Here is a 13,590-nt window from a genome sequence, read left to right as displayed (position 1 = left end):
CGGATCGCTCTTTCGATTGTCAGGGGGAGGGGTGCGCGTGGCCGTCAGCCGCACAGGGCGTGGACGATCCGCGAGTCGTCCTCGAGCCAGCACGGACCGGACCACGCCGGCACCCGGACTCGGTCACCGAGCACCCGGCGGCGCGGCCGGCCCGGTCCCGTGAGGAGCAACCCCTCCGCGTCGAGGGCGACGATCTCGTCACCGTCGCGGATGACGAGAGGTCCGTCGACCGACGCGCTGACGGCAGTCCGCCCGGCGCGCACGGCCCCCACGACGTCGTCGCCCTCGGCGAGCACCCACGTCGTCGGCGATCCCGGGAGCCCGTCATGACCGGGCTGGTGGACGTCGCTGCCGCCGATGGGCACGGTGTCGGGCGTCAGCAGCCACCAGGCCAGGGGCGCTCCCCACGTCGGCAGCTGCGCCCACGACGAGTGCCACACCTCGGCCACCGGCGGGTGGTCGACCGGCAACAACCATGCGCAGTCCGCGGCGAGCGGGTGGTTGATCGACAGCACGCCGCCCCGGCTCTCGGCCTGCTGGGCCCACGTCTCGGGTGGGCTCCGGAAGTCGACGAGCCCGACGTCGCCCAAAACGTTGGCGTGGCCGACGTCCCGGGTCACCTCCTGCCCCGGGACGAGCACGATCCCGTGCCGCCGCCCCGCCTCCGGCAGGTGGGCGTGATGGCTCGTCGTGTTGTGGTCGGTGACGGCGAGGAAGTCGAGCCCCCGCGACGCCGCGAGTGCCGCGAGCCCACCGACCGACAGCACGCCGTCGGAATGCACCGTGTGCGAGTGGAAGTCGCCGGCGAGCCACTGGTACCCGTCCCCCGAGGGCAGATCGCGGCGGGGGCGGCGGTCAGGGCGCGGCACTGACGGCGGGTCCTCCGGCTCGGCCGCTCGATGACGCTCGACCTCCCCGGCCGCGACGGTGCGCACCGTGAGCTCCATGATCACCCCGGCCGGGGGCACCCGGTGCAGCCCGACGAGCACCTGCCACGTGCCCGGCTCGACCGGTTGCGGGAGGTAGCCGGGCGTCGCCCAGTCCGCCGACACGATGAGGCGGCTTCGAGCGCCGCCCGACCACCCGACATATCCCGACGGGCCCTCGAGGCCGAGGTCGAGCACGGCACCCGGGCCCGCGGCATACGCCAGCTCCACCTCGAGGGCGGCGGCGGACCGCGGCACGTCGAAAGCGATCGAGCGGATCTGCTGCTCGGCGCGGTCGCCGGGGAGCCAGGGCTGACGCAGGTAGAGCAGGGTCTGCGACGTCATGACGCCAGCAGCTCGCCGCTCTGGTCGTAGACGAGAACCCGTCCCGGCACCGGACTGATGCACACGGCCGCCCCGGGCTCCGGCTCGGATCCCTCGGGCACGACGGCCTGCACGCGGTGGTCATCGCTGGTGCGGGCGGTGATGAGCACGCTCGCGCCGAGGTTCTCACTCGTCTCCACCTCACCCTTGAAGGCGAGCGGGCCCTCCTCGACGACTCGCGCATACTCCGGGCGGAAGGCCACCGTCACGGCGCCGTCGCGGGAGTCGCGGGCCGCCCACCCAGCGGCCACGGCGTCGACGGGCTCGCGGTCGCCGACCCGCAGCTGGCCGCCGCACAGCTCGCCCGGCAGCATGTTCATCGGCGTGGAGCCGATGAAGTTCGCGACGAAGGTGTTGGCCGGCCGGCGGAAGATCTCCGACGGCGTGCCGAGCTGACGGATCCGGCCTGCCTCCATGACGGCGATCTGGTCGGCCATCGCGAGGGCTTCGCTCTGGTCGTGCGTGACGAAGACCGTCGTCACGTCGAGGTCACGCTGCAGCCGCTTGAGGAAGGTGCGCGCCTCGAGCCGGAGGCGTGCGTCGAGGTTCGACAGCGGTTCGTCGAGGAGGAAGACGTCGGGCTGGCACGCCATCGCGCGTGCGAGCGCGACGCGCTGCTGCTGCCCGCCGGACAGCTCGCCGGGGCGGCGGTCCATGAGCGCCGACAGCCCGAGCCCCTCACCGGTCTCGGCCGCCTTGGCGACGCGCTCGGTGCGGCCGACCTTCTTGATGCGCAGCGGGTAGGCGATGTTGTCGGTCACGCTCATGTGCGGGAAGAGGGCGTAGTCCTGGAAGACCATGGCCACGTTGCGGTCACCGGGAGACAGCCGCGTCACGTCACGGTCCCCGATGTTGATGGCGCCGCCCGTGGCCTCCTCCAGCCCGGCGATGGTGCGCAGCAGCGTCGTCTTGCCACAGCCGGACGGACCGAGCAGGGCGAAGAACGACCCGTCCGCCACGGTGAGGTCGAGCCCGTCGATGGCGGTGACGTCACCCGGGTAGACCTTGGTCAGTCCGTCGATGCGAATGTTGGCCATCAGCTCTTGATGCCTCCATGGAAACGGAACCCGTAGCGTCGGTTGACGAACAGGTAGAGCGCCACGACCGGCAGCGCGTAGACGAGCGAGAACGCCGAGATGAGAGGCAGATTCGCCTGTCCGCCCTCGGAGTAGAAGGTGTACATCACGACGCCGGCGGGCAGCTTGGCCGGGTCTCGCAGCAGGATGTAGGACGTCAGGAAGTCGCTCCACACGTTGACGAGCGCCCAGACGGCGATCGTCGCGAGCCCGGGACGGACGATGGGGAGCACGACGTGCCGCAGCACCTGCAGGGGCGTCGCGCCGAAGACGCGGGCGCTCTCCTCGTAGGACTTCGGGGTGGCGTCCATGAAGTCCTTGAGGATGAAGATCGCCGCAGGCAGCAGGCCGCCGGTCAGCACGAGGATGACGCCGGAGCGGTCGTCGACGAGGTTGAGCGCGAACATCAGCTGGAAGATCGGCACCATCGCCGCGGTGCCCGTGACGATCGAGCTGAGCAGGAGCAGTCCGTAGAGGATGGTGTTGCGTCCCGGGATGCGCACCCGCGAGAGGGAGTATGCCGCGAGCGCTGCCATCGCGGTCACGCCGAGCATCGTGCCGACCGCGAGGTAAAGCGAGTTCTTGAGGGAGGAGAACGCATACGGGTTCTCGGACAGCTTGCGGAAGTTCTCGAGGGTCCAGTCGGGCCAGCTGACGTCGAGGCCCGGGTGGGAGTCGAAGGGGGCCGTCACGAGCCAGAGCATCGGCAGCGCCCAGAAGGCGACGGCCGCGGCGACGAAAGCGGTGATCGCGAGGCGCCCCACGACCGCGCGGGCACTCACTGAGGTTCTCATCGGCGCTCCCGGAGCAGGCGGACGTAGAAGAGGGCGATGACGAGGTTGATGACGAGCATGATGAAGGAGATCGCCGATCCGTAGCCGAGCTGGCCGCCGTAGAGCGCCTTGTTGTAGATGAAGACCGGCAGCGTCTCGCTCGCATGGTTGGGTCCGCCGGCGGTGAGCAGGTAGGGCGAGAAGTCGTTGAAGGTCCAGAGGCTGATGAGCAGCGTGTTGGTGAGGACGTGCCCGCGGATGTGCGGCAGCACGACGTCCCTCAGCTGCGCGAACGTCCCGGCTCCGGCCAGGCGGGCCGACTCGAGCTGTGAGGGCGGCACCGCGCCGAGGGCCGCCGAGAAGAGCAGCATCGAGAAGGCCGTGCCGCGCCAGGTGTTGAAGACGATGATCGAGCCCATCGGGTGCTCGAGCAGCCACTCGGTGCCCGTGGTCCCCAGGATGGCGTTGAGGGTGCCGCCGTCACCGGACAGGTAGGCGACCCAGAGGAAGGCGACGATCGAGCTGGGCAGGATCCAGGCCATCAGGACGAGCGCCTCCACCCCGCTCCGGACGAGACGCGGCACCCCGCGCAGGGTCCAGGCGAGGGCGAAGCCGGCGACCGTCTGGCCGATGATGGCCGAACCGAGCACGAAGAGCAGCGTCAGCCACAGCGAGTTGCGGAAGTCGGGGTCGACGAGCGCCGCGCGGTAGTTGTCGAGACCCACGAACTGCGGGTTCGCCGCCTGGACGCCGGTGAGCCGGTAGTCCGTCATGCCGAGGTAGACCGTCCACACCGCCGGCACCACGAGGAAGGCCGTGACGAGGATGAGCGCCGGCGTGACGAGCCCCACCGCCCGCCGGCGCCCCAGTCCCGCCGCGTCCACGGACGTGACGGTCACCGGGCACCTGCCTCCCCCTGAAGGGGCGGGTGCCCGGCCGTCGTCACGATGACGACACCTTGTCCGCGCCGCCGACGGCCTTCTCCACCGCGGCGCCGTAGGCCTTCGCGGCCTCGTCGACGCTCTTGCCCGACACGATGTCGGCCGTGGCCTGCTGCAGCGCCTGCGAGACCTGGGGGTAGACCGCGAGACCCGGGCGGTAGTGCGTCACGGGCAGCACCTTCTGCGAGATGAACGACAGGAACGGGTCCTTGGCCAGCACCTGCTCGTTGACGTCCTGCCGCGCGGTGACCTTCGCCGAACCGTGGAGCAGGGCGTTGATGGCATCCGGGGAGCCGATGAACTGGAGCAGCTCCCACGCCTGCTGCGGGTACTTCGTGTTCGGGTTGAGGAAGTAGCCGCCGCCGCCCGACATCGAGACGTAGTCGGACCCGCCGACGCCGCTGCCGGCCTCTCGAGCGGGGATGTAGGCGTAGCCGACGTCGGTGTTGCGCGTGGCCATCGGCGCGTCCCCGTTGTCGGGGTTGATGACCGAGCGCCAGAAGTAGTCGCCCTCGAGGAGGATGCCGACCTTGCCCTCGGCGAACGCCGCGAAGGACTGGTCGCGGCCCTTGGCGGCCTGCTGGAAGTTCTTGTTCTCGAGCCCCTGGTCGAGGAGCTGCTTGTAGAGCGTCAGCACGTCGCGCACGGCCTTGGTGTCGCCCTGCCACTTGCCGCCGCTGTAGATCTCGGAGCCGGTGCCGACGAGCAGGGGGAGCACGCCCTGCATGGTCGTCGCCTCACCCATGGCCGTCCCGGCGTTGATCTGGATCGGGTCGATGCCCTGGATCGCCTTGAGCTTCATCCCCGCGGCGGTGATGTCCTGCCACGACTTCGGCTGCCAGTCGGCCGGCAGCCCGGCCTGGGCGAAGAGCTTCTTGTTGAAGTAGAGGACGCGGCCGTCGGTGCCTGCGGGGATGCCGTACGTCTTGCCCTCGAACGACGCGTTGGCCTGCACCGCCTTGGGGATCTGCGACCAGCCCTCCCACGAGGTGACGCTCTGCCCCACGACGTCGGTGAGCGGCTTGAGGTAGCCGGCCTGGGCGAACTCGCCGACCCAGATCCCGTCGAGCGCCATGATGTCGGCGCCGGCGCGGCTCTTGAGGTCGAGGGCGACCTTGGTCTTGTACTGCTCGTCGTCGACCCCGGACGGCTGGAAGGTCACCGTGACGTTGACGCCCTTGTCCTTCTGCTGCTTGGTGAAGGTGGGGATGACGTACTTCGTGTACCAGTCGGCCTCGTCGGCGTTCTTGCCGCCGGCGATGGAGTTGGACGTGATCGTCAGCGTGACGTCCTTGGCCCCCGCGTTCTGGGACGGGCTGGCCCCGGTCGAGGAGCTCCGGTCACACGCCGCGGCGCCGACCAGCGTGAGGGACGCAGCGAGCACCGACAGCACGGTCCTGTGCGTGGCACGGGGACGCGGCCTGACACCGTGGGTCGAGGTGGGTTTCATCTGCATGGGCTCCTTCTCTGGGTGTGTGAGAGGCGGGCGTGTGAGAGGCGGGTGTGTGAGAGGCGGGGGGTCAGGCGAGCAGGACGTCCGTTCCGTGGGACCGGGCGATCTCGAGGGTCGGGTGGTGGGCGTCGGAGGTCGTGATGAGGGTCGTGACCGCCGTGAAGTCACAGACGCGGATCGAGCCCTGGCCGGGGAACTTCGTGCGGTCGGCGAGCAGCACGACCCGGCCACCGGCCTCGAGGAGGAGGCGCTTGGTCGGCACCTCGACCGAGGTCGTGTCGAGCACCCAGCCGTGCTCGTCGATGCCGCTCGTGCCGAGGAAGACGGTCGAGGCTCGCACGCGGCGCAGCGCCTCCTCGGTCAGCGGTCCGACGAGCGAGTGGTAGGCGCGGCGCAGGGAGCCGCCGAGCAGGACGATGTCGACGGCCGCGTCACCCCGCAGCGCGTCGAGGACGGCGAGACTGGGCGTGATGACGGTGATCGAGCGGCCCTTGAGCTCGCGGGCCAGCGCTCCCGTGGTCGTCCCGATGTCGAGCAGGACCGTGTCGCCGTCGCGCACCAGCTCGGCTGCTCGCCGGGCGATGGCCTGTTTGTCGGCGGCGGCGTCGTCGGCGACCTCCTCGTAGGGGCGGTCGATTTCGAGTGAGGCGAGCGGCGCGGCGCCGCCGTGGACGCGGCGCACGAGCCCGGCGTCGGAGAGCTGGGCGAGATCGCGACGGATGGTGGCGGCGGACACCCCGAGGCGCACGACGAGATCCTGCACCGAGACGGCTCCGTCTCGTAGCTCGTGGGTGATGGCCCGATGCCGCGCATAGCGCACACCAGCACAGTGACACATCGATGATCGAAAATGCGCGTTGTTGCGCACCTGTTGCTCGTTTCGCAACCTGGGCCCGGCTCCCCATGGCCCCGAGGGCCACCACGCGGCATACGACCGCTTTGAAGTTGTTGCCAAGATGCGTCCATACGGTGCAAAGGTGAACCTGCTGCCTCACCTGCCCCTGTGGACCGAGCTGCTCATCTTCGTCGCCTGCGCCGGCGTGATCTGGGTCGCCGGGATCCCGCTGTCCGACTACACCGACATCCTGGCCGACCGGCTCCACCTGGGGCAGGCGCTCGGCGGGCTCATCCTGCTGGCCGTGGCGACCAACCTCCCCGAGATCGCCATCACCTACAGCGCCGCCGCGAGCGGCCACCTCGACATCGCGGTGAGCAACATCCTCGGCGGCATCGCGATCCAGACCGTCGTCCTCGTCGCGCTCGATGCGTTCGGCGTGCGGGAACGCCGACCCCTGACCTACCAGGCTGCGAGCCTCACGCTCGTCATCGAGGGGGCGATCGTGCTCGCGGTCCTCGTCGTCGTCATCATGGGCACCCAGCTGCCCAAGGACCTCGTCGTCGCGCGGCTCTCGCCGGATGTCGTGCTCATCGCGATCGTCTGGGTGGTCGGGCTCATGCTCACCCAGCGCGCCGGGACCAAGCTGCCGTGGTCCAACAGTGGTGAGGCACCGGACAGCCAGCCGAAGCCTCGTGGCCACTCGAAGAAGACCCGGTCGGCCGAGGCCACCCGTCGGGGCGTCAGCACCACGCGCGTCGTCCTGGTCTTCGGCGCCGCCGCGCTCGCCACCCTCGTCGCCGGTGCGCTGGCCGAGGAGAGCGGCTCCGCGGCCGCCGACCAGGTCGGCCTGTCCGGCGCCCTCTTCGGGGCCACCGTCCTGGCCGCCGCGACCTCCCTGCCCGAGCTCAGCACCGGGCTCACCGCGGTGCGACAGGGGGACTACAAGCTGGCCTTCGGCGACATCTTCGGCGGCAACGCGTTCCTGCCCGTGCTGTTCCTGCTCGCCGTCCTCGTCTCCGGCAAGGCGGTCCTGCCCAACGCCCACGCCGCGGACATCTACCTCACCGGCCTGGCCGCCCTCCTGACGATCGTCTACATGGCCGGCCTCGTCTTCCGCCCGGCCAAGGAGCACGCGCGCCTCGGGATCGACAGCATCGCCGTGCTCGCGCTCTACGTCGTCGGCGTCGTCGGACTCGTCGTGCTCCCCCAGTAGCGAGCGAGCCCTGGCATCAGCGCGCCGTGTCAGGGCGCTGCGTCAGGGCACGAGCGTCAGGGCACGAGCGTCGGCGCGTCGGTCTTCGACAGCGTGATCATGGCGAGCTCGACGAGCTCGTGCTCCTCGATCCGGTGACCGAGCGCAGCGAGCCGGTCGGCGACCTTCGCCTCCGGGTCGTCACCGGTGAGGTCGACGGCGGCGACGAGGAAGACCCGCCCGGGCCCGACGAACTCGAGGTGCAGGAACGTGACCCGCTCGACCTCGTCACTGCCGCTGAGGTCGTCGAACGCCTGGCGCCACAGCTCAGGCCGCACCGCCTGGCCGACGAGGAAGTCGCGGTTGCGGCCGATGAGGAAGATCGCGACGACGCCGAGCAGCAGACCGACGAGGATCGACCCGAGCGCGTCCCAGACCGCGTTGCCCGTGATCTGGTGCAGCGCGATGCCGACGCCGGCGATGACGAGCCCGACGAGCGCCGCGGCATCCTCCGCGAAGACCGCGCGCAGCGTCGGGTTCGAGGTGTTGGCAATGAACCTCAACGGCCGCAGGCCCCGGGTCCGCGCTTCCGCGCGCGTCTGCCGGGTCGCCTGGAAGAACGACACGCTCTCGAGCACGAAGGCGATCGCGAGCACGGCATACGCCCACGCGTACGACGTCTCGGGCTCCTCGTGCCCGAGCACCGAGATGCCGTGCCACACCGACACGACCGCCCCGGCGCCGAAGAGCCCGAACGCCGCGAACATCGACCACACGTACGCCTCGCGCCCGTAGCCGAAGGGGTGTGTCGCGTCGCGCGGTTGGCCGGCGCGGCGCTCCGCCACGAGCAGGAAGATCTCGTTGCCCGAATCGGCCCACGAGTGCGCGGCCTCCGCGACCATCGACGCCGAACCGGTGATGACCGCGACGACCGACTTCGCGAGCGCGATGAGCGCGTTCATCGCCAGTGCGATGAGGACGGTGAGCAGGCTCTCGCTCTTCTGGCCCTGCTCGTTCTCCGCCTTCTCAGCCATGCTCGCCAGTCTTCCGTTCGGGGGTCACCTGCTCAAGGGCCGCTCCAGCGGCACCGAACGGCATACCCGATGAGGGCGTATGCCGTTCGGTGTCGTCCTCGATGGACAGCGCAGCCGCGGAACGCGGCTCGCTCTATGCCGCGGCGTGGTGCACGACGTCGAAGCGCGTCCGCGCGTGGCCGGCGTACCCGGGTCCCGCCGTCGAGTGCTCGACCGAGACCTCGCCGTCGGTGCGCTCGACGACGACGGTCGTCGTGAGGCGCGCGGGCTCGTCAGCGTCCCCACCCTCGGCGGCGACCGTGAGGCCGTCGTCCTCGACGAGCACCGACTCCCACCGACCGTCGACGAGCGGGTCGAAGACGTGCAGCTCGATGCTCTCGGGACGGTAGCCGTCGGTCGACGCGGGGGCCTCGGCCCACATCGGGATCGTCGAACCGGCGCGAGCGAAGAGCGGGATCCGCTCGAGCGGCGTCTCGACGGTGATCCGCTGGCCGCCGGGGTGCACCTCTCCGGTGTGCCAGTCGTACCAGTCGCCCGCCGGTAGGTAGACCGTGCGCGACGTCTGGCCCTGCTCCGTCACCGGCGCGACGAGCAGGTCGCGGCCGAAGAGGTACTGGTCGTCGAGGTCGACGACGGCGGGGTCGTCCTGGTGGTCGAGGACGAGCGGGCGCTGCACCGGCTCGCCGGTCTCGGTCGCCCGCACGAAGGCCGAGTAGATGTAGGGCATCAGCCGGTAGCGCAGCCGCACCGCCTCACGGGCGAGGTCGTGGATCTCGGAACCGAACGACCACGGGTACTGGTCGATGTTGTTGATCTCGGAGTGGTTGCGGCAGAAGGGGGTCAGCGCGCCCATCTGCATCCAGCGCAGGAAGAGCTCGGGGTTCGTGTCGCCCTGGAAACCGCCGATGTCGGCGCCGACGAAGGGCTGACCCGACAGGCCGAAGCCGCACGCCATCGGCATGCTGACCCACAGGTGGTCCCAGCGCGCCTGGTTGTCGCCCATCCAGTTCGCCGCATAGCGCTGGATGCCCGCGGACCCCGCCCGGGACAGGATGAAGGTCCGGGCCTCGGGACGTGCGGCCCGGAGGCCCTCGATCGTGCCCATCGCCATGAGCAGCGCGTACTGGTTGTGGTAGCGCTCGTGCTTGGCGCGGCCCTTGTCGAAGAGCATCGCCTGCGGGGCGATCTCGCCGGTCGCGGGCTCGTTCATGTCGTTCCAGATGCCGGCCAGACCCGACTCGACGTGCTTGGCGTTGAGCGCGCCCCACCACGAGCGCGCCTCGGGCGTCGCGAAGTCCGGGAAGGCGGTGTTGCCCGGCCACACCTGGCCGATGTAGGTGTCGCCACCCTCGGTGCGGCAGAAGACGTCCTGCTCGAGGCCGTCGTCGTAGACCGAGTAGCCCGGGTCGTGCTTGACGCCCGGGTCGACGATCGAGATGGTCCGGAAGCCCTGGTTCGACAGGCCCTTGAGCATGCCCGCCGGGTCGGGGAAGCGCGACGAGTCCCACGTGAAGACGCGGTAGCCGTCCATGTAGTCGATGTCGAGCCACATGCCGTCACAAGGGAACTCGTCGTCGCGGTAACGCTTCGCGTTGCGCTCCACGTCCGCCTGGGAGTAGGCGTGCCACCGGCACTGGTGGTAGCCCAGCGCCCAGATCGGGGGGAGCGACGCCCGGCCGGTCAGCCACGTGTAGCGCTCGAGGATGCTCGCCATCGACGGGCCCGCGAAGACGTACTCCGTCCACTGCCCGCCGTGGAAGGTGACGCGGTACTCGTCGTCGCGGCTGAACTCGTACTCACCCCGGTAGCCGTTGTCGACGAACGAGCCGGCGGCAGCGCCGCTCGTCGCGTCGCGCTGGTAGAAGAACGGGATCGTCACGTAGTAGGGGTCGAACTCGGTGCTCGACATGTCGGACCGAGGGTCGTCCGGGTCCAGCCCGGCGCGGAACTCGGCCGTCGCGTGCTCGTTGAGGACGTCGGTGTTCCACATCGTGAAGTCGCGCCCGCGCCGGTTGTGGTGACCGCCCTTCTCGCCGAGGCCGTAGATCGCGTCGTCCCGCCCGATCCGGCGGCGCGTCGTCCACGCGTCGTTGAGCGTCGCGTACGTCCAGTAGCGGCCCTCCGAGTCCGGCACCGACTCGACGACGACCGAGCCGTCGGTGCGGTGCACGTCGACGCGGAACGGGTCGAGCCACAGGGTCACGACCAGCTCGTCCGTGACGAGCCGCCACGCGCCCTCCCCGTCTGAATCCACACGCTCGGCACGCCACGCCACCGGCTCGTCGGGGTCGGGCGCGATCGGGTCGACGCACACGGCATACGTCGGCTTGGGGTCGAACGACCCTCCGCGGCTCAGCTGGAGCCGCACGACGTCGGGGCGCACCGCGTCGATGCGCAGCAGCTCGCCGTGCAACCGGGCCAGCAGCCCGTGCTCGGCCTCCTCGACGGAGTCGACGTGCTCGAATCGGATGAAGTGGTCGGTCCTCATGCGCCCACCCTGTCAAAGACCGGAGCGACTGACGACCACCTGTCCGCCCACGCGCCCCTGTCAGAGGACGGGCGGCCCGATGCGTGGGTGGCGGACCTGCGCGCCGGTCGCGACGGGCGAGCGGCCGGCTTCGCGCAGTACGCGGACGACGAGAGCCGGGTGGACGAGCGCCGCCGGTGGGTCGTCGAGCTGGAGCACCCGGTTGAAGGATCGCGCGACGGGCACCGACGCGTGCGAGGCCCGGATGACCTGCTGGAGGTAGCCGTTGAGCTGTGCCGTCCCGAGCGGCCGGGGACCTGTCGTCGCCGGATGGCCGAAGTCCCCACCCACCGCGATGCGCCAAGGCGACTCGATGATGCGAGCTGCTTTGCGGTGGAAGCGTTTCGGCAGATCGGCAGCGGCGACCCCGGCCAGTGACGCCACCTCACCGAGCGCGGCCGCCTGCAACGCCGACGATGTCATCCCCTGTCCGTAGACCGGGTCGAAGCTGCTCGACGCGTCACCGAGCATGACGAGCCCGGGGAGCAGGTCGCGAACCTTCTCGTAGTGGCGCCGCTGGCTGGACGGGAAGCGGTAGGTCGAGACGTCGGAGAGCCGCTCGCACCGGTCGATGAGCTGGGCGACCGCCGGGGTCGGGAGGCTCGCCGCGAACGCCGCGAGCCCCTCGTCCGTGGTGGGCGGGACGTCGCCGTGGACGCCGGCGAGCGTCACCTGCCACCGATCGCCCTCGACGGGGAGGACGCCGCCGACCCGGAACGAGCCGGGGCTGTCGATGCAGACGACGAAGTGACCCTCGAAGTCATCCGCGGACCGCCGCATCGTGAAGGACGCGTAGCCGATGTCGATGGCGACGTGGGTGACAGGCGGGTCGAGCACGTGCGCTGCTGCGAGGTCGTGCGCGATCCGCGAGCTGCGGCCCGAGCAGTCGACGACGAGGCCCGCGGGCCGTTCCCGGCCGTCGGCGACGACCCCGGTGACGCGACGACCGGACCGTGTGACCTGCTCGACGGTCACCCCGTCCTCGACGGTGACGCCCGGCAGGGCCAGCACCCTCGACCGGACGACGTGCTCGAGCAGGGGCCGTGTCTGGGAGATCGCGGGGTGGCCCCAGTCGCCGCGGGCGCGGTAGGCACCGCCCTGGTGCACCCACGCCCCGGTGCCGTCGACGCGGACGGCGCCCAGGCTCTCGAGCTCGTCCTCGATGCCGGGGAACCAGTCCCGCAGCAGGTCGAGACCGGCCGACAGGAGCAGGTGCAGGTGCCGGCCCTGCGGCACGCGCCCCCGTGGCACGACGGCATCGGGCAGGTGCTCGCGCTCGAACACGACGACCGACTCCGCGTGGTCGGCCAGAGCCCGGGCCGCGAGCAGCCCGGCCATGCTGCCGCCGACCACGACGACGCGGCCCTCCGGACGCCTGGCACCTGCTGTCATGTCCACCTCATCTCGCCGACGGCGTTGACGGGACACGACAAGGCTAGAGCTCTGGGGGTTTGATGGGGGCATGACGGAGCACACCGACGAGCCGGGCCTCGCAGCCCAGCCGTGCACCCACGTCGCCGGCGACGACCTCAGCCCCGCCGACCCCACGCCGGGGATGAGCCGGCAGGTCGCCCTGCACACCGAGTCGATGTGGTCGGGCACCGTCGACACCGAGGCCGGCGCGGTGTCCGGGTGGCACCACCACGGCGACCACGACACGACGCTCTACGTCGTGTCGGGCCGGATGCGGCTCGAGTCCGGGCCTGGCGGGGAGGTCGTCGTCGAGGCCGGTCCGGGAGACTTCCTGCGCGTGCCGGCCGGGGCCGTCCACCGCGAGTCCAACCCTGGCGACGACACGTCCCGCGCCGTGATCGTCCGCTGCGGCTCGGGGACTCCGACCGTCAACGTCGAGGGGCCGGCTCCGTCCGCTCCCTCCGACGGCGTCTGAGCGACGAGCCGGTTCGCGATGCGCGCGTCCATCACGGTCACCGGCGGCGCCGACCCCGCGGTGGCGTGGAGCCGCTACGAGAACCTCGACCTCTGGCCGACGTGGTCGCCGCAGATCTCGGAGGTCATCGCCGCGAGCAGTCGCATCTCGTCAGGCCTGGCCGGGCTGGTCGTCGGACCGCTCGGGATCCGGGTGCCGTTCGAGGTGCTGGCCGTCGACGCAGACGTCATGGGGTGGAGCTGGCGCGTGCGCCTCGGTCCCGTCGAGGCGACCCTCGACCACGTCGTGCGTCCCGCGCCCGGAGGCTGCGCCACAGAGCTCGTCATCGACGCGCCGGCCCTCGCGGTCATCGGCTATCGCCCGGTGGCCGCGCTGGCCCTCCGTCGCCTGGTCCGGTCCGAGCCCTAGTTGTACTCGGCCTGGACGTTGGTGACACGTAGGCGTTGACGACGAGGAGAACCTCCGGGTGAGGTGTGGATTGTCGAAGTCACACACCGTCCGGAGGTTCTCGTGCCCCACGCTAACGCCCGTCTCAACGTCCATGGTCGTCGTCTGCTG

At 70.7% G+C, this 13,590-nt stretch carries 12 protein-coding genes; 3 read left to right on the top strand and 9 right to left on the bottom strand.

Translation table 11 applies throughout. From position 1 onward, the window contains the following. Positions 1-44: 44 nt before the first annotated feature. The 6 genes from AB4030_RS21235 to AB4030_RS21210 all read right to left on the bottom strand — a co-directional run bounded on the left by AB4030_RS21235 (position 45) and on the right by AB4030_RS21210 (position 6,391). Positions 45-1,271 (bottom strand): CehA/McbA family metallohydrolase, encoded by a 1,227-nt coding sequence (locus AB4030_RS21235; protein ID WP_442281189.1) that lies wholly within the window; start codon positions 1,269-1,271, stop codon positions 45-47. Continuing rightward, positions 1,268-2,347 carry an ABC transporter ATP-binding protein gene (locus AB4030_RS21230; protein WP_442281188.1) on the bottom strand — a complete coding sequence of 360 codons (1,080 nt, stop codon included), beginning with the start codon at positions 2,345-2,347 and terminating at the stop codon, positions 1,268-1,270. Before AB4030_RS21230 ends, AB4030_RS21235 begins: the two co-directional genes overlap by 4 nt. After that, on the bottom strand, positions 2,347-3,180 hold the full coding sequence (locus AB4030_RS21225) for an ABC transporter permease subunit (RefSeq protein WP_442281187.1): 834 nt from the start codon (positions 3,178-3,180) through the stop codon (positions 2,347-2,349). The genes AB4030_RS21230 and AB4030_RS21225 overlap by 1 nt, the downstream gene beginning before the upstream one ends. Continuing rightward, positions 3,177-4,058 (bottom strand): carbohydrate ABC transporter permease, encoded by an 882-nt coding sequence (locus AB4030_RS21220; protein WP_442281186.1) that lies wholly within the window; start codon positions 4,056-4,058, stop codon positions 3,177-3,179. The genes AB4030_RS21225 and AB4030_RS21220 overlap by 4 nt, the downstream gene beginning before the upstream one ends. 43 nt (positions 4,059-4,101) lie before the next feature. Continuing rightward, positions 4,102-5,556, bottom strand: coding sequence for an extracellular solute-binding protein (locus tag AB4030_RS21215; protein ID WP_442281185.1), 1,455 nt, complete (start codon positions 5,554-5,556; stop codon positions 4,102-4,104). Positions 5,557-5,620: 64 nt separating this feature from the next. Further along, positions 5,621-6,391 carry a DeoR/GlpR family DNA-binding transcription regulator gene (locus AB4030_RS21210; protein WP_442281184.1) on the bottom strand — a complete coding sequence of 257 codons (771 nt, stop codon included), beginning with the start codon at positions 6,389-6,391 and terminating at the stop codon, positions 5,621-5,623. Between the two features lie 139 nt (positions 6,392-6,530). On the opposite strand from AB4030_RS21210, the gene AB4030_RS21205 reads away from it, so the two are divergent. After that, a complete protein-coding gene (locus AB4030_RS21205; RefSeq protein WP_442281183.1) occupies positions 6,531-7,604 on the top strand; it encodes a sodium:calcium antiporter in 1,074 nt (357 codons plus the stop codon). A gap of 56 nt (positions 7,605-7,660) precedes the next feature. Here AB4030_RS21205 and AB4030_RS21200 read toward each other — a convergent pair whose 3' ends face one another. From AB4030_RS21200 to AB4030_RS21190, 3 genes are all read right to left on the bottom strand, one after another. After that, complete coding sequence (locus AB4030_RS21200; protein ID WP_442281182.1) at positions 7,661-8,617, bottom strand: cation diffusion facilitator family transporter; 957 nt, start codon at positions 8,615-8,617, stop codon at positions 7,661-7,663. Between the two features lie 133 nt (positions 8,618-8,750). Further along, on the bottom strand, positions 8,751-11,105 hold the full coding sequence (locus tag AB4030_RS21195; protein ID WP_442281181.1) for a TIM-barrel domain-containing protein: 2,355 nt from the start codon (positions 11,103-11,105) through the stop codon (positions 8,751-8,753). A 60-nt stretch (positions 11,106-11,165) separates the two neighbouring features. Next, positions 11,166-12,536, bottom strand: coding sequence for an NAD(P)/FAD-dependent oxidoreductase (locus AB4030_RS21190; protein ID WP_442281180.1), 1,371 nt, complete (start codon positions 12,534-12,536; stop codon positions 11,166-11,168). A gap of 70 nt (positions 12,537-12,606) precedes the next feature. Here AB4030_RS21190 and AB4030_RS21185 point away from each other — a divergent pair, with 70 nt between their 5' ends. Then, a complete protein-coding gene (locus AB4030_RS21185; protein WP_442281179.1) occupies positions 12,607-13,032 on the top strand; it encodes a cupin domain-containing protein in 426 nt (141 codons plus the stop codon). Positions 13,033-13,050: 18 nt separating this feature from the next. Continuing rightward, positions 13,051-13,440: an SRPBCC family protein gene (locus tag AB4030_RS21180; protein WP_442281178.1), complete on the top strand. Its 390-nt coding sequence runs from the start codon at positions 13,051-13,053 to the stop codon at positions 13,438-13,440. Positions 13,441-13,590 lie beyond the last annotated feature (150 nt).

The sequence above is a fragment of the Terrabacter sp. 2YAF2 genome (assembly GCF_052114705.1).
Taxonomy (GTDB): domain Bacteria; phylum Actinomycetota; class Actinomycetes; order Actinomycetales; family Dermatophilaceae; genus Terrabacter.
Note: the sequence above shows the minus strand (reverse complement) of the source record. Positions and strands in the feature narration are given on the sequence as shown.